The following is a 25,132-nucleotide window of genomic DNA, read 5'->3' as shown; positions in this document are numbered from 1 at the left end:
CGTCTCGCCGAATGCACATGCAGTCCACCTTATGTTCATTCACCACTGATTTGCTGTGCCCGGAACTGCTTGACCAGGAGCAGACCGGCCGGTCCGCGGGCCATCTTCCCGGACACATTCCACCCAGCCCATACCTGGGCACCCTCATGAGAGTTAGAGCGGATGAAATACACACCTTGGAAAACAGCGCTGGGCACAGCACTGTCTGCGGCGCTCATAGCAGCGCCGCTGGCAGCCGTGCCGGCGTTCGCCGTGGAGGTCTCCCCGGCAGCGGCCGGCACTTCGCCGGTCATCATCAGCGAGGCCTACCTCAGCGGCGGCAGCGCCGGAGCGGCCTACAAGAACAAGTTCGTCGAGTTGTACAACAGCTCGGACGCCCCGGTCTCGCTGGACGGCTGGTCCATCCAGTACCGCTCCGCCACCGGCACCGCAGGACCGAGCACCACCGCGCCTCTCGCCGGCACCATCCCGGCCAAGGGGTATTACCTGTTCAAGGGCGGCAGCAACGGCACTGTGGGGCTGGATTTGCCCGCCGCCGATGCCACGGCCACCGGATTCAACCCGGCGGGCGGGGGCGGCACGATCGTCCTGGCCAAGCAGTCCACGGCCCTGAACCCTTTGGCCACCGGCTCGGTCATCGAACCCGCCAACGTTGCCGATCTGCTCGGCTACGGCAGCTCCAACACCTTCGAAACCCAGGCCGCCACCGCGCCGTCGGGCAACACGGACGTCAAGAGCATGAACCGCACCGGTGGTGCGGACAGCAACAACAACGCCGCCGACTTCACGCTCAACGCCGCCATCACGCCCAAGGCCGCCAACGGCACCGCCGCTCCCGGACCGGTTGACCCCGGACCGGTGACTCCCCCGGCGCTGAAGAGCATCGCCGAGATCCAGGGCACCGGCACGGCCAGCCCGCTCGCCGGCTCGCCCGTCACCACCCGCGGCAAGGTCACCGCGACGTTCCCGACCGGCGGCTTCGCCGGCTTCTATCTCCAGACCCCCGGCACCGGCGGCGACCTGACGCCCGCCAACCACACGGCGTCGGACGCCATCTTCGTCTACGCGCCGTCCGCCGTCGCGTCCGTGCAGACCGGCGACTACCTCGAAGTCACCGGCGATGTCGCCGAGTTCTACGGCATGACCCAGCTCAACGTCGCCGGCGCTGCCGGGGTCACCAAGCTCACCGACGCCGCCCCCGAGGTCAAGGCCACCGGCTTCGCCCTCCCGGCGGACGAGTCATTCCGCGAATCCCTGGAGGCCATGCTGCTGACGCCGCAGGGTCCTGTCACGGTCGCTGACAATTTCTCGCTCAACCAGTACGGCGAGATCGGCCTGGCCGGCGGCACAACCGCGCTGGAGCAGCCGACCGCCGTCGCCCCTTACGGTTCCGCCGAGTACACCGCCACCGTTGCGGCGAACGCCGCGCGCGGCATCAAGCTCGACGACGGCGCCAGCACCAACTTCCTCAAGGACGCCAGCACCAAGGCCCTGACGCTGCCGTACCTGACCACCGCGGACCCCGTCCGGGTGGGCGCGCCGGTGACGTTCAAGACCAACGTGGTGCTCAGCTACGCCAACAACTCCTGGAAGTTCCAGCCGCTGACCCAGCTGACCGCCGCCAACGCGGACGCGGTCCAGCCGGCCGGATTCGGCGCCACCCGCGCTGAGGCCCCGGCGTCCGTGGGCGGTAACCTCAAGATTGCCTCGTTCAACGTACTGAACTACTTCCCGACCACCGGCGACCAGGTCTCCGGCTGCACGTTCTACCCGGACCGGGCAGGGAACCCCATCACCGTCAAGGGCGGCTGCGACGTCCGCGGCGCCGCGAACGCCGAGAACTTCAAGCGCCAGCAGGACAAGATCGTTGCCGCCATCTCCAAGTCCGGCGCCGACGTCGTCACCCTGATGGAGGTCGAGAACTCGGCCAAGTTCGGCAAGAACCGTGACGATGCCCTCGCCAAGCTGGTTGACGCCCTGAACATCGCCACGCCCGGCATCTGGGACTACGTCCGCACACCCGCGAACGCTCCCCCGCTGGCGGACGAGGACGTCATCCGCACCGCGTTCATCTTCAAGAAGGCCGTCGCCGAACCCATCGGCGAGTCCATCATCCACAACGACACCGCCGCCTTCTCCAGCGCGCGCAAGCCGATGGCCCAGGTCTTCAAGCCCGTCGGCGCCGCCGATGACAAGAAGTTCATCGCGATCGCCAACCACTTCAAGTCCAAGGGCTCGGCTGCCACGCCGGACGACACCGACAAGGGCCAGGGCAACTCAAACCTTGCCCGCACCGCGCAGGCCAAGTCCCTGCTCGCGTTCTCGGATGACCTGCAGAAGTCCAAGGGCACCGATAAGGTCTTCCTGATCGGCGACTTCAACTCCTACGCCAAGGAGGACCCGCTCAACGTCCTCACGGGCGCCGGGTACGTCAACCAGGACGAAAAAGCCAAGAACGCCGACGGCACCGCGAAGCACTCTTACCTCTTCGGCGGCCTCGTGGGCTCGCTGGACCACATCCTCGCCTCCCCCGCAGCCAATGCCGCGGTCACCGGCGCTGACATCTGGAACATCAACTCGGTGGAGTCCGTGGCGCTGGAGTACAGCCGCTACAACAACAACGTCACCGATTACTACGCTCCGAACCAGTTCCGGGCGAGCGACCACGATCCGGTGGTGGTGGGCCTGAACCTGCCCGTCACCCCGGCCAGCGTTGACCTGAACTTCCTGGGCATCAACGATTTCCACGGCCGCATCGATTCCAACACCGTGCTGTTCGCGGGAACCATCGAGAAGCTGCGTGCCGCTGCCGCCCCGGGCGCCACGGCCTTCATTTCGGCTGGCGACAACATCGGCGCCTCGCTGTTCGCCTCGGCGATCGCCAAGGACCAGCCGACCATCGATGTGCTGAACGCCCTGGACCTGCGGACTTCCGCGGTGGGCAACCACGAGTTCGACGGCGGCTGGGCCGACTTGCGTGACCGGGTCATCGCCGGCGGCGCCAACGCCAAGTTCCCGTACCTGGGTGCCAACGTTTACAAGAAGGGCACCACCGAACCGGCCCTGCCGGAGTACACCGTGCTGGACATGAACGGTGTGAAGGTCGCCGTGATCGGCACTGTCACGCAGGAAGTGCCTTCCCTGGTCACCCCCGCGGGCATCGCCGATCTCGAGTTCGGCGATCCCGTGGACGCCATCAACCGCGTCGCCGCGAAGATCAAGGCCGGCAAGCTCGCCGACGTCATCATCGTGGAGAACCACGACGGCGCCGGTTCCGGTGCCCCCGAAGGCGCCACCCTGGAGCAGGAAGTCGCCGCCGGCGGACCCTTCGCCAGGATGATCAAGGAGGTCACTCCGGACGTTGCCGCGATCTTCAACGGCCACACGCACAAGCAGTACTCCTGGGACGCCCCGGTACTGGATTCTGCCGGTCAGCCGACGGGCAAGACCCGCCCGATCGTCCAGACCGGAAACTACGGCGAGTACATCGGCCAGATCCAGCTGACCATCGACACCAAGACGATGTCCGTGACCGGCTACAAGGCGGGCAACGTCAAGCGCACCACCACCGCGGAGCAGCCGGCCGCCGACCTCGTGGCCGCCTACCCTCGGGTTGCGGCGGTCAAGGCCATTGTTGACAAGGCCGTCGCCGACGCGGCAGCGGTCGGCAACCAGCCGGTCGGCAAGGTGACCGCGGATATCACCACCGCGTTCGCCGGTTCCCCAGCCGTGCGTGATGACCGTGCCAGCGAATCCACCCTGGGCAACCTGGTGGCCGACTCCCTCGTGGACGCACTCAAGGCGCCGGAACTCGGCGCCGCCGAAATCGGCGTCGTCAATCCGGGCGGTCTGCGCAATGAGCTGTACTACGCCCCGGACGGCACCATCACCTACGCCGAGGCCAATGCGGTCCTGCCGTTCGTGAACAATCTGTGGACCACGTCCCTGACCGGGGCGCAGTTCAAGACGCTCCTGGAGCAGCAGTGGCAGACCAACGCTGACGGCACGGTTCCCAGCCGCGCCTACCAGCAGCTGGGCCTGTCCAAGAACGTCAACTACACCTACGACGCCGCCCGCGCCGCCGGAGACCGGATCACCTCCATCCGGGTCAACGGCAGGGTAGTCGACCCGGCGAAGTCCTACCGGATCGGCACGTTCAACTTCCTGGCAACCGGCGGAGACAACTTCCGCATCTTCAAGTCCGGCACCGGCACCAAGGACTCAGGACTCGTGGACCGTGACGCGTGGATCAAGCACCTGCAGACCCACAACCCGGTCTCGCCCGACTTCGCCCGCCGTTCCGTGGCAGTTGTGAACACCACTGCCGCCCAGGTCAAGAGCGGGGAAGCCATCACCCTGGCGGTCTCCAAGCTGGACCTCACCTCGCTGGGCAGCCCGGCCAACGCCTCGCTGCGCGCCGAGTTCACAGATGCCAAGGGCACCGTCACGGCTCTGGGGACGGTACCGGTTACCGCCGGCGCCGCCACAGTGGATGTGAAGGTTCCCGCGGGCGCGGCCGCCGGCACGGGCACCCTGGTGCTCACCGCCGTCGAATCCGCCACTGTGGTGAAGGCGGACGTGCTGGTCGCCGCCAGCGCGCCCGTCCCGCCGACGTGCACCGCCCCGGTTCCGCCGAAGAAGTGGTACGACGTGTTCGGGTGGATCAAGTACACGATCGCCTGGATCCAGTACCAGAAGTGCCTCAAGGGCTAGTTTCCTAGCCCCGCACCAGTGAGCATGCCCTCCCCTGGGCTGCAGCGGCGGACATAGTGCCAAGATGTCCGTTGCTCGGCCCGGGGGTGGGGCATGCTCATTTTTCGTTGCGGGGGTCTGATGCCGAGGTCTGCTGCGCGCCCCTAGCGTCCCAGGATGCCCCGGGCGATCTCGTCGGCGTCCCGAAGGGTGCGCTGGCCGCTGCGGTAAACGGGGCCCGACGTCGGCCGGGCCTCGGCCGCGATGGCGATCCCCCACTGCGCAGCGGAGAGCTGCAGGCCCAGGACGTAGAGGCCTTCCGTCACGGAGCCGTTCGCACGCAGCGGCCGGTACGGGTGCGGAGTGACGTCAAGCCCGGAGGTCTGCACCGGGACACCTTCCACCGTCATCATGAGGCGCGGCCGGACCAGGCCCTCGGCGAGCAGCTGTTCCAGCAGGGGCGACTCGTTGACTGCCACCCGGTTGGCCGGCGCGAGCGCCTCGACCATGGCCACTGCGCTGACCGGCCCGCCGCCGACCCAGGGTGACGCGGCCGTGAAGGTCCCGGACTTGCGGTCCACGGCAAATTTGGGGTCCGGCCCCACAAAGCGGACGACGCCGGCACGCACCAGGGCGGCGAGCTGTGCGGCACGGAGCGCGGGCGGGCCGCTGGCGAGTCCTTCCACGAAGGATTCGAACCAGCCACGGAGCCCGGCGACCCACGATTCGTCGGTGATGCCGCCGTCGGCCACCGCCGTCTTGAGCGCCGCCCGGCCGTGATGCAGGGCCCCGATGGCCATCTTCACCGGATCGTCCTCACCCAGCGCCGAGCGCCGGGCGTCATCGAGCAGATACTCGACGACGGCGGCGTCGAGCTCCGCCCGGGAACCAAAAGACCTCCCGGCCAGGGGCGCTGCAAGGCCCAGCAGGTCCAGCCGGTGGGCGGGGCGGACATGCACATCGAGCACCGAATCCACGGTGTCTTCCCACTTGGCCGTGGAGTGCGCGTGCGGACGCAGGGCTTCCGCCAGCGCGGCCAGGAACGCCCGGGGATCCGTGAGAAGGGCGCCCGGCTGCGAGCGCGCGAGTGTCGAGTAGTAGGCCCAGATGGCGTCGCGGTGCAGGAGCGGCCAGAGGTCGTGGTCGAAGGCGGGCTGGATGCCGGCCTCGGCGAACCTCGCGAGCGCCTTCTCGGTGCAGTAGCGCAGGGTCACGGCGGCCGGATAATACCCGGCGAGGCCGGCCTTGGCCCGGTACGGGGTGCCGCGGCGGGAGGCGGCGATGATGAGCGGTTCCCGGCCGGAGGGCACGTAGCTGAGCCCGCCGTCGTCCGCGGTGCGGAACCGGCCGCCGCGCCCCTCGGTCAGCTGGCCCATCGCGTCAAAGAAATTCAGGCCCATTCCGCGCACCAGGACCGGTTTGCCGGCCGGCACGCACGACCAGTCGACGTCGGCCGGAGCCGCCGGCGGCAGGTAGAGCAGGCCAAGCTCGTTCGCCGCGGACTGCAGCTCCCGCTGCTCCGGGTTCAGCCGCGACGCGAGGTGGCCCAGGGCCAGCACCACGGAGTCGGCGCCGAGCACTGCGCCGTCCGCAAGCCCGACGTCGAACCTCGCTCGGCCGCCACCCTCGCCGGGAGCTGTCTCGCAGACGGAGGTCGCCGTCGTTTCGTGGAAGTCCACCGTGACGCCGTCGGGCACCCGGGTGAGCAAGTCCTCCACGGTGGAGCGGAGGTAGCGCCCGTAGAGGGCGCGGCTGGGGAAGTCGGCGGAGCCCAGCCCGGCGAGCTCTGTGCGTTCCGCGGCGGTCAGCGAGGGGCAGGGGCTCGCCCGCTGGAGCTCGCGCCAGCGGTCGAAAGTGCTTCCGGCCAGCGGCCGCGCAAGATCCTCATCCTCCGGGACGATTGTGGGGTAGAAGGACTGCGTGTTCATCAGGTAGAGCCGGGACTGGCCGGGCTGCCAGACGTGCCCTGGACCGGCGGGATAGGGATCGACCACGTCGATGTGCAGCGTACTGCCGGGCCCCTCCGGACTCCAGTTGGCGAGCAGGCGCTCCAGGACACTCGTGCCCCGGGGACCGGCGCCTATCAGTGCCGTCCGGATGCTCTGCGATGTACCCACGGCATCCAGCGTATCGGTACGCCGCCGTCGTCCCGGACGGCGGCGGTGACTTGCTACCGGCGCGACGATGTTGCTTGGATGGAGCGATGACCGCCACCGAAGCCGCTCGCCCGTCCGTGCCCGCCCACCCGTCCGGCACCGCCGCAGCACCAGCAACCGCCGCAGCACCGGCAACCAGCCCCGAACCTGTTGACGAGAACATCTGGCTTGAGGACATTTACGGCACGGAGCAGCTGGCCTGGGTCCGCGAACAAAATGCCCGCACCGAGGAGCTCCTTGAGGATAGCGAGTACGCCGAGCTCGAGGGCCGCATCCTCGAGGTCCTGGACTCCACGGACCGCATCGCGATGGTCGGCAAGCACGGCGAGTGGTACTACAACTTCTGGAAGGACCAGCAGAACCCGAAGGGCCTGTGGCGCCGGACCAACTGGGAGAGCTACCGGGACGGTTCCCCGGAGTGGGACATCCTCCTGGACGTGGACGCGCTGGCGGCCGCGGAGGGCCAGGAATGGGTCTTCCATGGAGCCAATTTCCTCCGGCCGGCCGACGGCGAGCCGCACCGCCTGGCACTGCTGGCGCTCTCGCCCGACGGCGGCGACGCGAACCGCTACCGCGAGTTCGACGTCGGGACCCGCCGCTTCGTGGACCCCGGCGCCGGCGGCTTTGACCTCCCGACGGCGAAGGGCAACGCCGTCTGGCTGGACGCAGACACGCTGTTGGTATCCAGCACGGCCGAGGGACTGCCCAGCACAACGTCCTCCTATGCCCGGACGGGAGTCAAACTGCGCCGCGGCGGCTCCCTGGCATCCGCCGAGCGCCTGTTCGAGGTCCCCGAGGACCACATGATGGCGCTCGTGGTCCACGACTCCACCCCGGGCTTCGAGCGGACCTTCGCCCTGGACTGGATCAGCTTCTTCGAAAAGACCACGTCGGTACTGCGCGACGGGCAGTGGGTTCAGCTCGACGTCCCTGCCGACGTGAACGTGAGCTCGCACCGTGAATGGCTCCTGTTCCGGCCGCAGCGGGACTGGACAGTCGACGGGACGAGGCACCCGGCCGGTTCCCTGCTCGCCGCCGATTTCGAGTCCTTCCTGGCCGGCAGCCGGGAGCTGTCCGTGCTGTTCACCCCGGACGGGCACACCTCGCTGCAGTCCTGGAGCTGGACGCGGGACTTCCTGCTGCTGAACCTGCTCCGCGATGTGTCCTCGGAGATCCGGGTCCTGGACCCGCAACAGCCCGGCACCGACGCCGCCTGGGCCGCCACAGTGCTGGACGCCTGCCCGCCGCTGCACGACGTCAACGCCTACGCGGTGGACGACGAAGACGACGCCGAGGCCACGGATGACGACGCGACCGGCGGCACCGCCGCGGCGGTGGAGCGCGAGGCTCCGGGCGCGGGGAACGACTTCTGGCTCGTGGCCACGGGCTTCACGACGCCGAGCACCCTCACCCGGGGCACGCTCACGCGCGTAAGTGACGCCGGCGGTCTCCGTGTGGCCAGCACGCACGCGGTGATCCGCACGTCGCCGTCGTTCTTCAACGAAGCCGGGTACGAGGTCCAGCAGCACTTCGCGGTGTCCAAGGACGGCACGCGCGTGCCGTACTTCCAGGTGGGGTCCAAGGATCTCGTGCTGGACGGCCAGAACCCCACCCAGCTCTCCGGGTACGGCGGCTTCGAGATCTCCCGGACGCCCGCGTACAGCGGCGCGGTCGGCCGCGCCTGGCTGGAACGGCGCACCGCGGAATCGGCCGGTGCCGAGGGCGACGCTCCGCACAGCCGCGGCGGCGTCTACGTCGTGGCCAACATCCGCGGCGGCGGCGAATACGGCCCGTCCTGGCACAGGGCAGCGCTGCAGGAAAACCGCCACAAGGCCTACGAGGACTTCGCCGCCGTCGCGGCAGACCTGGTCTCCCGCGGCGTCACCTCCCGCCAGCGCCTGGGCTGCGTGGGCGGTTCCAACGGCGGGCTGCTGGTGGGGAACATGCTCACCCAGTACCCGGAGCTCTTCGGCGCCGTGTCCTGCGGCGTGCCGCTGCTGGACATGCGCCGGTACAGCAAACTGTCCGCCGGGCACTCCTGGATCGGCGAGTACGGTGACCCGGATGTGCCGGAACAGTGGGAGTTCATCAGGACGTTCTCGCCGTACCACCTGCTCCGGGACGGCGTGGAGTACCCGGAGACGTTTATCTGGACGGCCACCTCGGATGACCGCGTGGGTCCGGTCCAGGCCCGCAAGATGGCGGCGCGGATGCAGGCGATGGGCATCCCCAACGTCTGGTTCCACGAGGCCCTTGAGGGCGGGCACGCCGGCGCCTCGGACAACCGCCAGGCCGCAGCACTGCAGAGCCGCAGCCAGCACTTCCTGTGGCGGGCGCTGGCGGGCCGGGTAGCCTGACCCGGGTCCCCTCCCAGAGCAACGCAGGGTCACTTCCGGCCCATCAGGCGGCCCGACATGGGCGCGGAGTGACCCCGCGTTGGCCGTTTTGCGCTGCATGGCACGTTCTGCGTATCCTTGGTGGGCTAGTTGATAGCAATTGGAGACGTGCCAGAGCGGCCGAATGGGCTTCACTGCTAATGAAGTGTGGGGCACAACTCCACCGGGGGTTCAAATCCCCCCGTCTCCGCGTTTGGCCCCGGTCCCAGGACCGGGGCCTTTTGCGTGCCATGGCAGGATAGGCCCATGTCGAGCAACCCCGTAAAGAGCACCCCCGCATCGAGCACCAGCGCGTTTGACGCAATCATCGTAGGCGGTGGCCACAACGGACTGGCCGCGGCAGCCTACTTGTCCAGGGCCGGCCGCAAGGTCCTGCTGCTGGAAAAGCTCGAGCATCCCGGCGGCGCCGCGGTGTCAGCCCGGGCGTTCGACGGCGTCGACGCCCGGCTTTCGCGCTACTCCTACCTCGTCAGCCTCCTGCCGCAGCAGGTCATCGACGACCTCGGCCTGCGCATCGAGCTGGCCCGGCGCCGCTATTCGTCCTACACGCCGGACCCGCACCACGGCGGCCGTGCCCTGCTGATTGACAACGGGGACGACGGCGCGCCCGCTGCATCTTTCGCTGCCATCGGCGCTCCGGACGGCGAGTTCCGCGCCTTCACAACGTTCTACGCCGGCTGCCGCCAGCTCACCGAAGCCTTGTGGCCCACTATGACCGCACCGCTCCTGACCCGGTCCGAGGCGAAAAACCTCGCAGCCGGGGCCGGGGCCGGTGGCGTGTGGGAAGCGATGATCGAGCAGCCGATCGGACACGCGATCACCGGAGAACTCCGGCACGATCTGGTCCGCGGCGTGGTGCTGACGGATGCGCTGATCGGCACGTTCGCCCGGGCTGATGACGAGGATCTCCAGCAGAACATCTGCTTCCTGTACCACCTGATCGGCGGCGGCACGGGCGACTGGGACGTACCCATCGGCGGCATGGGTGCAGTGTCCGGGGAGCTGGAACGCTCCGCCCGCGACGCCGGAGCGATGATCCTGACCTCCGCCGAGGTCACTGCGGTCCGCCCAGGCGGCGTGGTCGGCTACCGCCACGATGGTGCCGAGCACGAGGCCACGGCACCGTGGGTCCTAGCCAACGTCGCCCCGGTGGTGCTGGACCGGCTCCGGCACTCCGGCGCTGCCCCGGGCTCCCCCGCGCCGCGCCCGGGGCAGAACCCGAACCACCTGCGCGAGGGTGCCCAGGTCAAGGTGAACCTGCTGCTCAAGAGGCTCCCCCGGCTCCTGGACCGCAGTGTCAGACCGGAAGCGGCGTTCGGCGGGACCTTCCACGTCAACGAGAGCTGGGCCCAGCTCGACGCCGCCTACCTCGCCGCCGCATCCGGCACGGTGCCGGACCCGTTGCCGTGCGAGATCTACTGCCACTCGCTGACCGATCCCAGCATCCTTTCCCCCGAGTTGCAGGCGGCGGGAGCCCAGACCCTCACGGTCTTCGGCCTGCACGTCCCGGACCGGCTGATCACCGCGGACAACAACGAGGAAAGGCGCGCTGAACTGCAGGACGCCGTCCTGAAATCTTTGAACTCGGTCCTGGCTGAGCCCATCGAGGGACTGCTGCTGACCGGCCCGGACGGACGGCCCTGCATCGAAACCAAGACGACGCTGGACATCGAACGGGCGGTGGGCATGCCGCGGGGCAATATCTTCCACGGCGGCCTCGACTGGCCATTCGTCGAGGACAACGCGCCCCTGGACACCCCCGCGCAGCGCTGGGGTGTGGCGACCGACGACCCGCAGATCCTGCTCTGCGGCTCCGGCGCACGACGCGGCGGTGCCGTCAGCGCCATCGGCGGACACAACGCCGCGATGGCGGTGCTGGAGGCCGGCAGCTAGCGACGGCCCCCGGGATTGCCGCCGTGGCTCTGCTGATCCGGGTGCTCGAGGCCAGCGGCACCCGGCAGGCCGCCGCGGTCAGCCGGCCTGCCCAAGCACCAGCGGAAGCACGGCGCCGGCGCCGGCGAGCCGGAGTGCCCGTCCGCCGACTGTCACGGTCCAGCGGCTGTCAACCAGATCGTCGATGAGCATCACGCTGTGGCCCTGGATGGCTGCCAGGGCCGCTTCCAGCTCCGGTCCCACCACGAGGCGGTCCCAGACGCCGGCGAGCCGGTAGGCGCTGTTGCCGCCCCGCCCGCCCGTAGGCCCGCCGTGTTCGAGCTGCAGCTGTCCGAGGTACGGGATGCGGCCGATCTCCGAGATGCCGCGGGCCAGTGAATCCACGAGGGCCGGTTTGTTGCGGGACGGGACGCTGATGATCGCGGCGGGACGGCCGGCGCCGCTCCAGCCCGGCGTGCGAGCGTCGCCCGCACCCCACTCGCGCAGGACCTGGACGCAGGCCTGCAGCATGCCGGGGTCCACTGTCCGGTCCGGTGCGCCGGCGGAGAAGGTCTCGCGCAGCGCGCCGCCCCAGCCCAGGTCCGTGAGCCGTGCCAGCGCCCGGCCGCTGGCAACGCTTTCCGCCGGCTTGATCTTGCCCTTCACGGGGACGCCCAGCCGGTCCATGCCGCTGGGCCACTGCAGCCGCGGTTCCATCGGCACGCCCGCGCGGCTCAGCGTCTGACCTGCGGCTTCCGTGGCGGAGGCGGCGATGTCTGCCGGGAACCACTGTCCGGCGCAGTTGTCGCAGCGGCCGCAGGCGTGCGCGGTCTCATCATCCAGGACCGAGGTGATGTACTCCATCCGGCAGCCCGCCGTGTCCTGATAGATCACCATGGAATCCTGCTCATCCACCCGCGCCTCGGCAATCCTGCCGTACCGCTCGGCGTCATAGTTCCACGGCCGGCCCGTCGAGCGCCATCCGCCGCCTACCCGCTCCACGGCGCCGTCGACGGCCAGCACCTTCAGCAGCAGCTCCAGCGGGGTGCGGCGCAGGTCCACCCGCGCTTCGAGCGCCACGGTGGAGACGGCGGTCCCCGCTTCGGCGAGGGCCGTCAGGACCGCCGCGGCCTTTTCCTCCGAGGGCATCGACGCCGTCGCGAAATACTGCCAGATGTCGCGGTCCTCGGAGCCGGGCAGCAGCAGCACGTCGGCGTTGGCGGCGCCACGGCCGGCACGGCCCACCTGCTGGTAGTACGCCACGGGAGAGGACGGAGCGCCCAGGTGCACCACGAAGCCGAGGTCCGGTTTGTCGAAGCCCATGCCGAGGGCGGACGTGGCCACGAGGGCCTTGACCTGGTTGTCCTTGAGGAGCTGTTCGGCGCGTTCCCGGTCCGCGGGGTCCGTGCGGCCGGTGTAGGCGAGGACCTCGTGCCCGGCCTCGGCCAGCAGCCGGGCAGTGTCCTCGGCGGCGGACACCGTGAGGGTGTAGATGATGCCGCTTCCCGGCAACTCGGTCAGGTGCGTCAGCAGCCAGCCGAGCCGGTCGCGGGAGTCTGGCAGGCTCAGGACACCCAGGCGGAGCGACTCACGGCCCAGGGCACCGCGGATGGTCAGCACACCTGCGCCCAGCTGCTCCTCGATGTCGTGGACCACCCGCGAGTTGGCCGTAGCGGTGGTGGCCAGCACGGGAACGGAATCCGGCAACTGCGTGATCAGGTCCGCGATGCGGCGGTAGTCCGGGCGGAAGTCGTGGCCCCAGTCCGAGATGCAGTGGGCTTCGTCGATCACCAGGAGCCCGGTGCGGCGGATCAGCTCGGGCAGCTGGTTCTCACGGAAGGCGGGGTTCGTGAGCCGTTCGGGGGACACGAGCAGGACGTCGACCTCGTCCGCCGCGAGCTGCTCGCGGACGGTGTCCCAGTCCAGCTGGTTGGCGGAGTTAATCGCCACGGCGCGGACCCCGGCCCGGGCGGCGGCGGCCACCTGGTCGCGCATGAGCGCCAGCAGCGGGGACACAATCAGGGTGGGCCCGGCACCGCGGCGGCGCAGCAGAAGCGACGACACAAAGTAGACGGCCGATTTTCCCCAGCCGGTGCGCTGCACCACGAGGGCCCGGCGGCCGCCGTCGACCAGGGCTTCGATAGCCTCGAACTGGCCGTCGTGGAACTCCGCGGCCGGGTGCCCGACGAGCTCGCGCAGCACTTCCTGGGCCTGCTCCCGCGTCCCGGCGGACCTGCCGCCGCCGGCAGAACCGCCGGCGGAACCGGCGGCAGCAGCGGGGGCGGCAGCGGGGGCGGACGGGGAAAGGACTGCAGAGTTCTGGTGATCGGCCATTGCTTCAGTATCCCAGCCGCCTCCGACACCGGCGAAGCCCAGAGCACCGACATGTGGACAATCACACCGCGCCAGCACCGCGCCGGCGCCGCCAAGCCCCTGTTCCTCCACAGCCCGCCCTCCACAGCCCGTCCTCCACAGCCCAGACCCGCCCTCAACGTAAGATAAGACGCGTGACTACGGAAAAGACAAAGACTTTTGACCTCTCGGCCTCCTTCAAGGCCTATGACGTGCGCGGCATTGTGGGCGAATCGATCACCGCCGAGATCGTCGAAGCAGTCGGCGCCGCGTTCGTCGACGTTCTGGAGCTTGCGGGCCAGACCGTGCTGGTCGGCGGGGACATGCGCCCCTCCTCCCCCGAGTTCAGCAAGGCCTTCGCCAACGGCGCCGCCCGGCGCGGCGCCAACGTCCAGCTCCTGGACCTCATCTCCACGGACGAGCTCTACTACGCGTGCGGGTCACTCAACGCCGCCGGGGCCGTGTTCACCGCGAGCCATAACCCGGCCGAATACAACGGCATCAAGTTGGCCAAGGCCGGCGCCGTCCCGATCTCCTCCGAAACCGGTCTCAAGGAAATCCAGGCCCTGGCCGAGCAGTACCTCAACGCCGGTTCCATCCCCGCTGCCCCCACCCGCGGGCTCATCGGCGTGCATGATGTCCTCAAGGGCTACGCCGAATACCTGCGCAGCCTCGTGGACCTCCGCGGCACGCGCCGGCTCAAGGTGGTCGTGGACGCAGGCAACGGAATGGCTGGCCTGACCACCCCCGCAGTGCTGGGCGACGCACTCCTGCCCCAGCTGCCGCTGGAGATCATCCCGCTGTACTTCGAGCTGGACGGTTCTTTCCCGAACCACCCCGCCAACCCGCTCGAGCCGGAGAACCTGCGCGACCTGCAGGCAGCCGTCCTCGAGCACGGCGCGGACATCGGACTTGCGTTCGACGGCGACGCGGACCGCTGCTTCGTGATCGACGAAACGGGCGAGCCGGTCTCCCCCTCGGCCGTCACCGGAATGGTAGCCCGCCGCGAGATCGCCCGCGCGCAGGGCCTCGGCGAGGAAAACCCCACAATCATCCACAACCTGCTGACCTCCCGCGCCGTCCCCGAGCTCGTGGAACGCCACGGCGGCCGGGCAGTGCGCACCCGGGTGGGCCACTCCTTCATCAAGGCCGTCATGGCTGCCGAAGGCGCCATCTTCGGCGGCGAGCACTCGGCGCACTTCTACTTCCGCGACTTCTGGAACGCCGACACCGGCATGCTCGCGGCGATGCACGTCCTGGCCGCCCTCGGCCAGCAGGAGGGTCCGCTGTCCGAACTCGGCCGCGAGTACGAGCCCTATAGGTCCTCCGGGGAGATTAACTCAGAGATCGAGGACAAGGCCGCAGCCGTGGAGCGGGTCCGCGCAGACTTCCAGGCAGAGGACGTCGAGGTCGACTACCTGGACGGGAGCACCTTCATCGCCACGGACGGCAGCTACTGGTTCAACCTGCGGCCCTCCAACACGGAGCCGTTCCTCCGGCTCAACGTCGAAGCCACCGATGCCGCCACCATGGAGCGCGTCCGCGACCGCGTCCTGGCGCTGGTCCGGGGCTAAGCAGGATGTCAGAAACACCGGCAGAAGTTCTGCAGGACATGCCTTCCGAATCATCCGACACCCCTGCTGGCTCCTGGCGCGACTCGGTGCCCGAGGCGAGTGCGACGGATCTGGAGAACCTGCTCGGCACCGGCGTCGGCTCCGCCCAGGAGCAGCTGGAACGCAACGGAGGATTCCTGCCGTTCGCGCTGGTGGTCGAGAACGACGGCGAGGTCCGGCTCGTTGCCGTGACCCCCGCCGACGCGGTCGCGGGAACCGACGCGGACTTCGATGCTGATTCGATGATCAGCGATCTCACCGAGCTCCTCCGGCAGCACCGGGATGAGTTCCGCGCCGCCGCCATCGTCTGCGACATCACGCTGCTCGAGGAGGACTCGGATGCCATCCATGTGGCCGCCGAACACCGGGACGGCTCACTGTTCGCCGCTGTCCTGCCCTACGCCGCCAATCCCGCGACGCACGAGCTGGAGTTCGGCGAGCTCTCCGCCGATACCAACGAGCCCGGTGTCTGGGTGGACTAGACCGGCCTAAGCTGAACTATGAAGATCAATGCCTTCGCGGATGTGAGCCTGCGCGCCATGATGGTACTCGCGGCCGCCCCCGACGGCGGGCTGCTCACCACCCAGAGCATCGCCGACGCGGTCGGAACCCCGTACAACCACGTCAGCAAGGCGATGGCGAAACTGCGTGAACTCGGGATGATCGACGTCGAGCGGGGGCGCCGCGGCGGCGCCCGGATCAGCCGTGCCGGGCGCGTCGCCACGGTGGGCCAGCTCCTCCGCCAGCTCGACACCCGGCTGGACCCGGCAGACTGCGTCGCCCCTGGCGGGACATGCCCCCTGATCAACGAATGCCTCCTCCGCAGCGCCCTGGCCCGCGCCCGCGAAGCTTTCTACCGCGAACTCGATGACATTGTGGTCGCCTCCCTGCCGACCACCCGCCAGATGACCCCGGTGTTCCAGTCCATCGGGCTGCGCCCCGCCCTCTGAGCCGCGCCCGCTGAGACGCAATCAGCCGCGCCCGGGAATCCGCCCGATTTGAAGTTGCTTTCTACAACCTGTAGAACAGGGTATAGATACTCGTATTTCAAATGCAGGTATTTCATCGGTCCGGTTGAAGATCCCCGGGCCACTATCTCAGGAGTCAACATGCTCTCGGACAAGTCCTTTCCCGTCATCGAGGCCACCTTGCCGCTGGTCGGTTCCCGGATCGGGGAGATCACCCCCAAGTTCTACTCCCGGCTCTTCGCAGCGCATCCGGAACTGCTGGACGGGCTCTTCAGCCGCTCGAACCAGCGCAACGGCAACCAGCAGCAAGCCCTGGCCGGAAGCATCGCCGCCTTCGCCAGCCACCTCGTCAGCAACCCGGGCACCCTGCCGGAGACCGTTCTCGCCCGCATCGCACACCGCCACGCCTCCCTCGGCATCACCGAACCGCAGTACCAGGTGGTCTACGAGCACCTCTTCGCCGCCATCGCCGAGGACCTGGCCGAGGTCATCACCCCGGAAATCGCCGAGGCCTGGACCGAGGTGTACTGGCTCATGGCCGACGCGCTGATCAAGCTTGAAAAGGGCCTCTACGCCGCGCAGGCCAACGGCGTGATGTGGACCCCGTGGAGGGTTGCCGCCAAGGCCCCCGCCGGCACGGGCTCCATGACCTTCACCCTGGAACCGGCGGACGACACCCCCATCACGCCGGCCCTGCCGGGCCAGTACGTCAGCGTTAAGGTCACCCTGCCGGACGGCCTGCGCCAGGTCCGCCAGTACTCCCTCTCCGGCGACGCGGGCGCCAGCCGCAGCTTCACCACCAAAATCGACGACGGCGGCGAGGTCTCCCCCGTGCTGCACAACACCGTCGAGGTCGGCGACGTCCTGGAAATCTCCAACCCCTACGGTGAGATCACCCTCAAGGAAGGCGACAGCCCGGTGATCCTGGCCTCCGCCGGCATCGGCTGCACCCCCACGGCGTCCATCCTGCGCTCCCTCGCCGAGTCCGGCTCGGACCGCCAGGTCCTGGTCCTGCATGCGGAGAGCGATCTGGAGAGCTGGGCACTGCGCTCCCAGATGACCGACGACGTCGAACGCCTCGATGGCGCCGACCTCCAGCTCTGGCTGGAGCGCCCGGAAGCCGGGGCCAGGGAAGGCTTCATGACCCTGCGCGAAGTGGACCTTCCCGCCAACGCGTCGCTGTACCTCTGCGGACCGCTGCCCTTCATGAAGCACATCCGCAACGAGGCCATCAACGCCGGCATCCCGGCCACCAAAATCCACTACGAGGTCTTCGGCCCGGACATCTGGCTCGCCAGCTAAATCCCCGCGGCGACAGCTTAGCGACGACGGCCCCGCACCCATCATTAGGTGCGGGGCCGCCGTCGTGCTGAGTAGTGGAACTAGCTCAGGCGTGCCTTCAGGCCCGCGAGCTCGGAACGCAGGGCCTCGGGCAGTGAGTCGCCGAACCGGGCGTACCATTCCTCGATCGAGGCGAGCTCGGCCGCCCACTCCTCGGGGTCGACGCGGACTGCGTCCTCCACGTGGGCGTGGGTCAGGTCCAGGCCGGTGAGGTCCAGCGAGTCACCGGTCGGCACGTAGCCGATGGGGGTCTCGACGGCGTCCGCCTTGCCCTCGATGCGCTCGATGGCCCATTTGAGGACGCGGGCGTTGTCGCCGAATCCGGGCCAGGCGAAGCCACCGTCCGCCGTGCGCCGGAACCAGTTGACCAGGAAGATGTGGGGCAGGCGTTCCTGGTTGGCCTTGGCGGAGAGGTTGACCCAGTGGTTCAGGTAGTCGCCGGCGTCGTACCCGATGAACGGCAGCATGGCCATGGGATCGCGCCGCAGCACGCCGACCTGCCCGGCGGCCGCCGCCGTGGTCTCCGAGGACAGCGTGGAACCCATGAAGACGCCGTTGGACCAGCTGCGGGACTGGGTCACCAGCGGAATGGTGGTCTTGCGGCGGCCACCGAACAGGATCGCGGAGAGCTCCACGCCTTCCGGGCTGAAGTACTCCTCGGCCAGCATGTCGATTTGGGAGATCGGGGTGCAGAACCGCGAGTTCGGGTGGGCCGCCGGCGTGTCCGACTCGGGGGTCCAGGAGTTGCCCTGCCAGTCGGTCAGGTGCGCCGGGACCTCCTCGGTCATGCCCTCCCACCAGACACCGCCGTCGTCGGTCAGCGCGACGTTGGTGAAGATGCTGTGGCCCTTGGCGATGGCGCGCATGGCGTTGGGGTTGGTGCCCCAGCCGGTGCCGGGGGCGACGCCGAACAGGCCGGCCTCCGGGTTGGTGGCCCGCAGTTCGCCTTCCTTGCCGATCCGCATCCACGTGATGTCATCCCCGAGGGTTTCGACTTTCCAGCCCGTGATGGCGGGATCGAGGAGCGCGAGGTTGGTCTTGCCGCACGCCGACGGGAAGGCCGCGGAGATGTAGTACTTCTTCTGCTCCGGCGAGGTGAGCTTGAGGATCAGCATGTGCTCGGCGAGCCAGCCCTCGTCGCGGGCCATGACGGAGGCGATGCGCAGGGCGTAGCACTTCTTGCCCAGGAGTGCGTTGCCGCCGTAGCCCGAGCCGTAGGACCAGATGGACCGCTCTTCGGGGAAGTGCACAATCCACTTGTCCGGGTTGCACGGCCAGGCGACGTCGGCCTGGCCGTCGGCCAGCGGAGCGCCGAGGGAGTGCAGGGCCGGGACGAAGAAGGCGTTCGTGGACGTGATGCGGTCCAGCACCTCGGTGCCGATGTTGGCCATGATGCGCATGGAGGCGACAACGTAGGCGCTGTCCGTAATCTCCACGCCAAACTTGGGGTCCTCGGCGTCAAGGTGGCCCATCACGAAGGGGATGACGTACATGGTGCGGCCGCGCATGGAACCGGCGAACAGGCCGCGCAGCTTATGCTTCATGTCCGCCGGCGCCATCCAGTTGTTCGTAAACCCGGCATCGCGTTCCTTCTCGGAGCAGATGAAGGTCTGCTCTTCGACGCGGGCCACATCGGCGGGATCGGAGAACGCGGCGAAGGAGTTGGGGAAGAGCTCCTCGTTCAGCCGGGTCAGTGTGCCCGCGGCCACGAGCTCATCCGTGAGCCGGGTGTTCTCCTCTTCGGTGCCGTCGACCCAGTGGATCCGGTCCGGCCGGGTCAGTTCAGCCACCTCTTCAACCCAGGCCAGCAGGCCAGCATGGGTGGTGGGTGCTTTTTCAAGCAACGGCAGTCGCGCCAGATCGGCCATTACGGTTCCCTTCCTCGGGTTCAGTCGTGTGTCCTAAATGCTAGGTGGCGCTCGGGGCCCCGTTTCGGGCCCGGACATGGCCTGACCCGCGGCGCAGGAATCAAAATCGCGCGAATTCAAGGAACAGGCGGTCCGATTCGTCTCATTTATGTGACTAAGGTCACGTAGACCGGTCTAGTCGGCCAGATTACACCAGCTTCGATTTGTAACTACAGCCCCACCTCGCGTAAAGTAATTCGAGGTTCGAGGGAGCGAGAAGTTCCCAGAAGGCCATGATGCGCCCATAGCTCAGCTGGATAGAGCGTCTGTCTACGGAACAGAAGGTCAGGGGTTCGAATCCCTTTGGGCGCACGAGAAACAAAGATCCGCACCGGTCCGCCGGTGCGGATTTTTTGTTTAAGCTCCCTTCGCCGCATACGGCACCGCTCCGGGCGTCTATTTCCTGGCCCAGAGACCTTCGGTTGCGCTGAGTGCTCGTCACCGTGTCCCGCGGGACGCCACTACACTCTCGATCCGGAAGCCTGTATACACTCCACACAACGCATAGCTAAGGAACATGATGAAAAGCATTCATTTGTGGAAACTCACTCTTCCAACCCTATGCCTCTGCACGCTCCTGGCAGCCTGCGGAACCCCACCCTCGGGTGGGCAAAGTACTGGCGCGCCAACTTACGAGTCAAGCAGCTCCACGGCCGCATCGCCTGGTACCAGCGCCGCACCTACCAGCCCCACACCACCCCCGGGAGGCTGCCCTACGTTCCTTCCATCGGCCCCTTGTGCTAACTACGTTAGCGTTTCGGGGACCTCAAAGGGCACAGATCTACCCTGGGTGGCATCCGGAAGCGTCAAGGTTCAATTGGCCTCCGTGAACGGAACCCGCCACCTGAGCGTGCAGGACAAATGCGGCCCCCTCAGCGGGCCAGTGACCATCACACGGAGCACCATGGTCGTCGGCGAAATCGCGGTAGGCGCCGTGGGGTGCGAGGGTGACATCAGCACCCAACACCTATGGGTCATGGAGTTTCTGAAGCGACCGATCGAAATGACTTTCAGCGAAGGCATTCTGAATTGGCGAAGCGGACCGGAAACGCTCAACTTCAAGAACGAGTAGCCGTCAAAACCGGCCGAGCCTGTCTTCGCACAGCCTGCCAAAGCCCAGGGCATCCATGAAGCCGGTGAAGACCGCGACTCCGGCGTGGGAGATCAGCGACTGCCGGTGAAAGCGACCGGGAAGGACGGCTCAAACCCGCTACAACAATTAGGACCGACGCCCGGCCGGCAAGCACGAAGGGGTGAACGGGTGGAAAACGCGCAACGCATCCCTGCTGCGAGCCTCCAAAGCTGCGCTTCAGCGGGCTCGTCACCACCCAGAAGCACAGCCGCCGCGTCGTCTACAGCATCGCCGACGGACACCTGACGCGCCTGGTCATGGAAGGCCTGAACCACGCCGACCACAAGGTCACCGGCGAACCCGCCCACGACTGACCCTCCGGACCGCCGGTGGGGATCTGACGCGAAAGGAAACGTGATGCGCACGCCCGCGCCCACACCGGCGCCGGGAGCGTCGTGCCGGCACCGCTGGTCCTCCATGAAGCCTGCAGCGCCCTTGCACCTGCACAGTCCTGCCCACCTGCCCGGCCCGTCGACTGGGGCCACCATGCGCCCGAGACCCCAATGAGGGCCGCTTTCCCTTCACCTTCGCCGAGACCGCCGCCGCAACGGCACCGCCAAGCACCACAGCAAAGCAGCCAAGGCGGCGCTGCCTCAACTCCCGATGCCGCCCAGAGCGTTGCCGCTACGGAAGCCTGACCGTGCCGGTGATTGCGGCCGCGTTTAGGCAGCGTGCGGAGAGATCGTCACGCTGAGCTCGGAGTCTAGAGCGACGGCGACTCGCTCCAGTACGGGGATCGTGGGCACGGCTCCGCCGGCCTCAAGGCGGGAGAGGGCCGACTGGGTCATGCCAGCCCTGGCGGCGACCTCCGTCTGTGACAGACCCAGCGCGAGTCGGCGTTCGCGAACGGCCTGGCCGATCAAGAACGCCCGCCGTGCCTCGTCGTAGCCTTCACGATAGTCCGCACTGCCCCGGCGCTGGTGTGCGACCTCTTCATAGGAGTTATGCGTAGGGTTCATCTCAACTTTCCTCACGTTCGTAGATGGTATGCGCGGCACCATGGGACTCTTCGCAGGTCCGCTGCGCTCGTACGGCCCGTTCGACCTCGTGCGTCTCAGCACTGCGGGTCTTGTGGAACGTGGTAAGCAAGACCACGCGACGACCCGGTGCCAGCCAATAGGTCACTCTGGTCTGCTGTCTGAGCAGACGGAACCGCAGCTCGCGAACCTTCCCGCCGAGATGGCGAGCATACGGTTCGCTGAGGGTCTCGGCGCGTTCGGCAAGCAGGCCCACAAGGAAGTCGACACGACCAAAGTCGCGGTCAGTGAGGCTTTCCAGCCATGCCCGCACCTCGGGTTCGATCTCGACTCCGTACAGATCCACCATGCACCCTACGCTATATACATTTCACGCTATATTGAAGTGTGACTGACGACGATCGAGCATCGTGCCCGTCCCGTAGATGGTTCCTCGAAGGACCACTGTCCGCCTAGGGATTGAAGGTGGCTTTTCGTTCAGGGAGCATCGGCTGGTGGGCAGCTGACCGGACCGTGTTTAGAAGACCGGTCAGTTTTCGGTCCACCACGTCATCGCCCCACGGGAGCTTCCTATTGGCGAACCAGCCCAAGCGATCGTAGGCAGTCGCTGATACCAACGTCTCGTCGCCGGCTGACGTGACCCGGACGTCAATGCCTACTGGCAATCGACTGGAGCCCATCGGTATCCCGGAGAGACGAAACAGAAAATCTGATCCGGAGTGAGCCTGTATTCCGGATTCGGTCTGGGTGGCTCGAAGTCCCGCTTTATCCAAAGACGCCAGGATCCGGCCAGACACAGAGGCTGCATCGACTTCCACATTGAATTCGTCGTCCATCGAATAGATCTTCACAAACGCCCCCGATTTCATGCCCGGATCCTCCAAACCATGACTCCAGCATGGGTCATCGTCAGTCGATAGCCGTCAGGGGCTACGGCCACGAAGCGTCCCGCTGAAGGATCCCCTTACGGGCCGCATCCGGCGCCAAATAGCCCCGCAAGAAGACCGCCATTTACCGCCGAAGGTCACAAATCTCTTCCATGAATTGGCTCGCTTGTAGCAGATATGGTCTTTTCGATACGAAGTCCGGACGAGCAGTCGGCCATTGTCGGATTTGCATCATAAGTAAATGCGGCTATCGGGCACCGCTACGCTTCGATGAAGATCCATCGGGCGCGAAGAAGGGCAAGCTCCGTGAACCCTTTTGCGGCCAACGGGCAATACATAGTGTGAGCACAGACAACGACATCATCAGGCGGTCCCGGGACAGCCCCGCAGTTTTCGGGGATTTGTACGACAGACACGCTTCAGTCATTTACAGATACGCCGCACGAAGGGCTGGTGACTTCGCCGCCGACGACGTGACGTCCGAAACCTTTCTGGTCGCCGGGGAGAAGCTGGAAACCTACGACCTCGACAGGGATGACGCCCGGCCCTGGCTGTTCGGCATCGCCACCAACCTTCTCCGGCGGCACGCCCTAAGCTCCTGACGACAAGGGGTGGCCGCGCTACGCGGCCACCCCTTGGTCAACACTCGCAGGGTCATCGTTCAACCAGAGTTGCAACAGAGCAGAGACGGCCGGACACCATTGGGGGTGACCGGCCGTCTCTTGACTGCTTTAACTCCCAAGCAAACCGCCACTATGAACCGCCATTCTCGGCTAACAGTCACGGGCGTCGGCACCGTCTCTGTAAGAAGGTGGGGGCGACGTGTGTCTGGCTGTGATGGCCCGGAGGTGGGCTAGGACGGTTTTCACGTTTGCTCGTTCGAGGGTTTCGGGGCGGCCCAGGCAGTCGATATGCCGGCCGGGTCCAAGGCCGGAAATCGGTCGGAGGACAAGTTCGGGATGATGATGCATATCGAGGGTGTAGCGGGGCATTAAGGCCACGCAGTCGCTGGCGGCGACAACGGCAGCAGCGACGAAGAATTCGTTGATCCGGTGTCCGATGCATGCTTCGCCACCTGCGATGCCGGCGATTTGTTCGATGGCGTTTTCGAGAGGAAAGCCTTGGTGGACGGCCACCCAGATTTCTCCGCGGAGGTCTTCCGGGTCAATGGATTCTTTGGCCGCTAGCTGGTGGTCCTTGCGGATGACGAGGTCCAGGGGTTCGAACAACAGCGGTTCCACGCGCACCGATGCCGGCCACGGCGGACTGCCCGTCCACCGGTGGGCGATGACCAGGTCGTGATCCTGGGTGAGGGCGGGAAAGCTTTCCTGGGCCACGTCGAAGTCGCTCAGGGTAACGCCGGGCTGGCCCGGGGCGTTCAACTTGGTGAGTAGAGGGCCGAAGAGGGCCAGCGCAGCACTATGGAATGCCGTGACCGCCACTACGCCCTGCGGTTCGCTCTGGAACTGCGTGACCGCCTGCTCCGCCCGTTCAAGCGCCACCTCCACTTCCACAGCCGCCAGGGCCAAGGCGCGCCCGGCATCCGTCAGGGCGGTCCGCCGTCCGTCTTTAAAGGTCAGCGGAACAGCCACGCCGCGCTGCAGGGCGCTGAGCTGCTGCGACACCGACGAAGGTGTGACGTGGAGGGCTGCCGCGACAGCGGCGATGCTGCCCCTCTCGCCCAATTCCCTCAAAGCGCGAAGCTGTCCCAATTCCATTAGTTCAAACTAATGCATGGGCCTCAAAACGAGCCTCTGGTGCTAATGGATGTATGTGGGGAACGATTGGCCGATGGGTACTTTTCTTGTGCGGTTCCGGGTCGATCTCCTGCTGCTTTTGGTGGCGGTGTCCTGGGGATCGACCTACCTGGTGGCAAAGGAACTCGTCACTGCGAGCACGGTGTTGGCCCTTCTGGCTCTGCGGATGCTGCTCGCGGCCGGGGTCATGGCTGCAATCGCAGGCGTGCGGCGCAATCGCTTGATCCGTAAAGAGGTGTTCGCCGGCATACCGATCGGGGTGCTGCTTGCAGCGGTCTTCGTCTTCGAAACATTCGGGATCGCGCATACCTCTGCAACGAATGCTGGGCTCATCATCAGCCTCACGATGGTCTTCACCCCGGTCCTTGAGTCCGTCGTCTTGCGCCGGCGGCTACCCGCCGCGTTCTTCGCAGCCGCCATAATTGCGGTAGTCGGCGTGGTTCTGCTGGCCGGCAACGGCACCTTCGACCTTCCCAGCTTTGGAGACCTTCTCGTGCTGGGCGCCGCGGTCGTTCGCGCCGCGCACGTTGTCTCCATGCACAAACTCACCGGCGGCAAAGCCATGGATTCGCTGCACCTCACGACCGTGCAGCTGGGAACCTGCGCCCTTCTATTTACGACAGGCTCGTTCATTTACGGGGATTCCATCCCGCACTACCTCTCCCGGATGGACACAGGGCAGGGAGTGATGTTCCTCTACCTGGTGCTCATCTGCACCGTGTTTGCGTTCTTCGTTCAGATCTGGGCGGTCAGGCGAACCTCAGCATCACGGGTCAGCCTCCTCCTCGGCACAGAACCGGTCTGGGCAGCCGTCATCGGAATAGTCATCGCGCACGACAGCATAGGGATCGCCGGGTACGTCGGCATTGCCCTCATTCTCACCGGAACTGCCTGGGGCCGAGTAACGGAACAGCGGCACCGCCAGCCAGAGCGGGAGATGCAACCTCTCCGCTCAGAGCCGAGGGCAGCGATCTCGGAGAACGAAAACGCGGGGCTCTAACTGAAAATCTCTGCGAGATCCCGGCCAACGACCGGCCGCGCACTTCAGGTTGGCATCAAGGGCAAAACCGCGATTTCAAGCT

The 25,132-nt window shown here is 67.1% G+C and carries 18 protein-coding genes and 2 tRNA genes; 13 read left to right on the top strand and 7 right to left on the bottom strand.

Annotation, left to right across the window (positions count from 1 at the left end):
- Positions 1–162: 162 nt before the first annotated feature.
- Positions 163–4,713, top strand: coding sequence for an ExeM/NucH family extracellular endonuclease (locus BJG92_RS03745; RefSeq protein ID WP_232082683.1), 4,551 nt, complete (start codon positions 163–165; stop codon positions 4,711–4,713).
- Between the two features lie 143 nt (positions 4,714–4,856).
- Here the strand turns inward: BJG92_RS03745 and BJG92_RS03740 are convergent, their stop codons facing one another.
- On the bottom strand, positions 4,857–6,809 hold the full coding sequence (locus BJG92_RS03740; protein WP_232082682.1) for an FAD/NAD(P)-binding domain-containing protein: 1,953 nt from the start codon (positions 6,807–6,809) through the stop codon (positions 4,857–4,859).
- An 86-nt stretch (positions 6,810–6,895) separates the two neighbouring features.
- On the opposite strand from BJG92_RS03740, the gene BJG92_RS03735 reads away from it, so the two are divergent.
- The 3 genes from BJG92_RS03735 (at position 6,896) to BJG92_RS03725 (ending at position 11,137) form a co-directional block, all read left to right on the top strand.
- Entirely contained in the window at positions 6,896–9,205 is a 2,310-nt protein-coding gene (locus BJG92_RS03735; RefSeq protein WP_232082681.1) for a prolyl oligopeptidase family protein, read from the top strand.
- Positions 9,206–9,346: 141 nt separating this feature from the next.
- Positions 9,347–9,434, top strand: a tRNA-Ser gene (locus BJG92_RS03730).
- Between the two features lie 56 nt (positions 9,435–9,490).
- The gene (locus BJG92_RS03725) at positions 9,491–11,137 is read left to right on the top strand and encodes an NAD(P)/FAD-dependent oxidoreductase (RefSeq protein WP_232082680.1); all 1,647 of its coding nucleotides are present in this window, start codon (positions 9,491–9,493) and stop codon (positions 11,135–11,137) included.
- A gap of 78 nt (positions 11,138–11,215) precedes the next feature.
- Here the strand turns inward: BJG92_RS03725 and BJG92_RS03720 are convergent, their stop codons facing one another.
- Entirely contained in the window at positions 11,216–13,450 is a 2,235-nt protein-coding gene (locus tag BJG92_RS03720) for an ATP-dependent DNA helicase RecQ (RefSeq protein ID WP_232082679.1), read from the bottom strand.
- 173 nt (positions 13,451–13,623) lie between these two features.
- Here BJG92_RS03720 and BJG92_RS03715 point away from each other — a divergent pair, with 173 nt between their 5' ends.
- The 4 genes from BJG92_RS03715 (at position 13,624) to BJG92_RS03700 (ending at position 17,351) form a co-directional block, all read left to right on the top strand.
- Positions 13,624–15,042, top strand: coding sequence for a phosphomannomutase/phosphoglucomutase (locus tag BJG92_RS03715; RefSeq protein WP_232082678.1), 1,419 nt, complete (start codon positions 13,624–13,626; stop codon positions 15,040–15,042).
- A 38-nt stretch (positions 15,043–15,080) separates the two neighbouring features.
- The gene (locus BJG92_RS03710) at positions 15,081–15,563 is read left to right on the top strand and encodes a hypothetical protein (protein ID WP_232082677.1); all 483 of its coding nucleotides are present in this window, start codon (positions 15,081–15,083) and stop codon (positions 15,561–15,563) included.
- Positions 15,564–15,581: 18 nt separating this feature from the next.
- On the top strand, positions 15,582–16,031 hold the full coding sequence (locus BJG92_RS03705; RefSeq protein ID WP_232082676.1) for an Rrf2 family transcriptional regulator: 450 nt from the start codon (positions 15,582–15,584) through the stop codon (positions 16,029–16,031).
- A gap of 159 nt (positions 16,032–16,190) precedes the next feature.
- Positions 16,191–17,351, top strand: a complete 1,161-nt coding sequence (locus tag BJG92_RS03700) for a globin domain-containing protein (RefSeq protein ID WP_232082675.1) — start codon at positions 16,191–16,193, stop codon at positions 17,349–17,351.
- 80 nt (positions 17,352–17,431) lie between these two features.
- On the opposite strand, the gene BJG92_RS03695 is transcribed toward BJG92_RS03700, so the two are convergent.
- Positions 17,432–19,258 carry a phosphoenolpyruvate carboxykinase (GTP) gene (locus BJG92_RS03695; RefSeq protein WP_232082674.1) on the bottom strand — a complete coding sequence of 609 codons (1,827 nt, stop codon included), beginning with the start codon at positions 19,256–19,258 and terminating at the stop codon, positions 17,432–17,434.
- Positions 19,259–19,535: 277 nt separating this feature from the next.
- Between BJG92_RS03695 and BJG92_RS03690 the strand changes: the two genes are divergently transcribed.
- The 3 genes from BJG92_RS03690 (at position 19,536) to BJG92_RS03680 (ending at position 20,369) form a co-directional block, all read left to right on the top strand.
- A tRNA-Arg gene (locus BJG92_RS03690) sits at positions 19,536–19,609 on the top strand.
- A gap of 225 nt (positions 19,610–19,834) precedes the next feature.
- Positions 19,835–20,041 (top strand): hypothetical protein, encoded by a 207-nt coding sequence (locus tag BJG92_RS03685; protein WP_232082673.1) that lies wholly within the window; start codon positions 19,835–19,837, stop codon positions 20,039–20,041.
- 82 nt (positions 20,042–20,123) lie between these two features.
- Positions 20,124–20,369 carry a hypothetical protein gene (locus tag BJG92_RS03680; protein WP_232082672.1) on the top strand — a complete coding sequence of 82 codons (246 nt, stop codon included), beginning with the start codon at positions 20,124–20,126 and terminating at the stop codon, positions 20,367–20,369.
- Positions 20,370–21,091: 722 nt separating this feature from the next.
- Here the strand turns inward: BJG92_RS03680 and BJG92_RS03670 are convergent.
- The 3 genes from BJG92_RS03670 to BJG92_RS03660 form a co-directional block, all read right to left on the bottom strand.
- Positions 21,092–21,388, bottom strand: coding sequence for a helix-turn-helix domain-containing protein (locus BJG92_RS03670; protein WP_232082671.1), 297 nt, complete (start codon positions 21,386–21,388; stop codon positions 21,092–21,094).
- Position 21,389: 1 nt separating this feature from the next.
- Positions 21,390–21,755, bottom strand: a complete 366-nt coding sequence (locus BJG92_RS03665) for a type II toxin-antitoxin system RelE/ParE family toxin (protein WP_232082670.1) — start codon at positions 21,753–21,755, stop codon at positions 21,390–21,392.
- 103 nt (positions 21,756–21,858) lie between these two features.
- Positions 21,859–22,275 (bottom strand): hypothetical protein, encoded by a 417-nt coding sequence (locus tag BJG92_RS03660; RefSeq protein ID WP_232082669.1) that lies wholly within the window; start codon positions 22,273–22,275, stop codon positions 21,859–21,861.
- A 359-nt stretch (positions 22,276–22,634) separates the two neighbouring features.
- On the opposite strand from BJG92_RS03660, the gene BJG92_RS18520 reads away from it, so the two are divergent.
- The gene (locus tag BJG92_RS18520; protein ID WP_232082668.1) at positions 22,635–22,895 is read left to right on the top strand and encodes an RNA polymerase sigma factor; all 261 of its coding nucleotides are present in this window, start codon (positions 22,635–22,637) and stop codon (positions 22,893–22,895) included.
- Between the two features lie 171 nt (positions 22,896–23,066).
- Here the strand turns inward: BJG92_RS18520 and BJG92_RS03650 are convergent, their stop codons facing one another.
- Positions 23,067–24,011: a LysR family transcriptional regulator gene (locus BJG92_RS03650; protein ID WP_232082667.1), complete on the bottom strand. Its 945-nt coding sequence runs from the start codon at positions 24,009–24,011 to the stop codon at positions 23,067–23,069.
- Between the two features lie 73 nt (positions 24,012–24,084).
- Between BJG92_RS03650 and BJG92_RS03645 the strand changes: the two genes are divergently transcribed.
- Positions 24,085–25,050 (top strand): DMT family transporter, encoded by a 966-nt coding sequence (locus tag BJG92_RS03645; RefSeq protein WP_232082666.1) that lies wholly within the window; start codon positions 24,085–24,087, stop codon positions 25,048–25,050.
- Positions 25,051–25,132 lie beyond the last annotated feature (82 nt).

Origin of the sequence: Arthrobacter sp. SO5 (assembly GCF_020532805.1) — a bacterium.
Lineage (GTDB): Bacteria > Actinomycetota > Actinomycetes > Actinomycetales > Micrococcaceae > Arthrobacter.
This window is presented reverse-complemented; position numbering and strand designations above follow the sequence as displayed.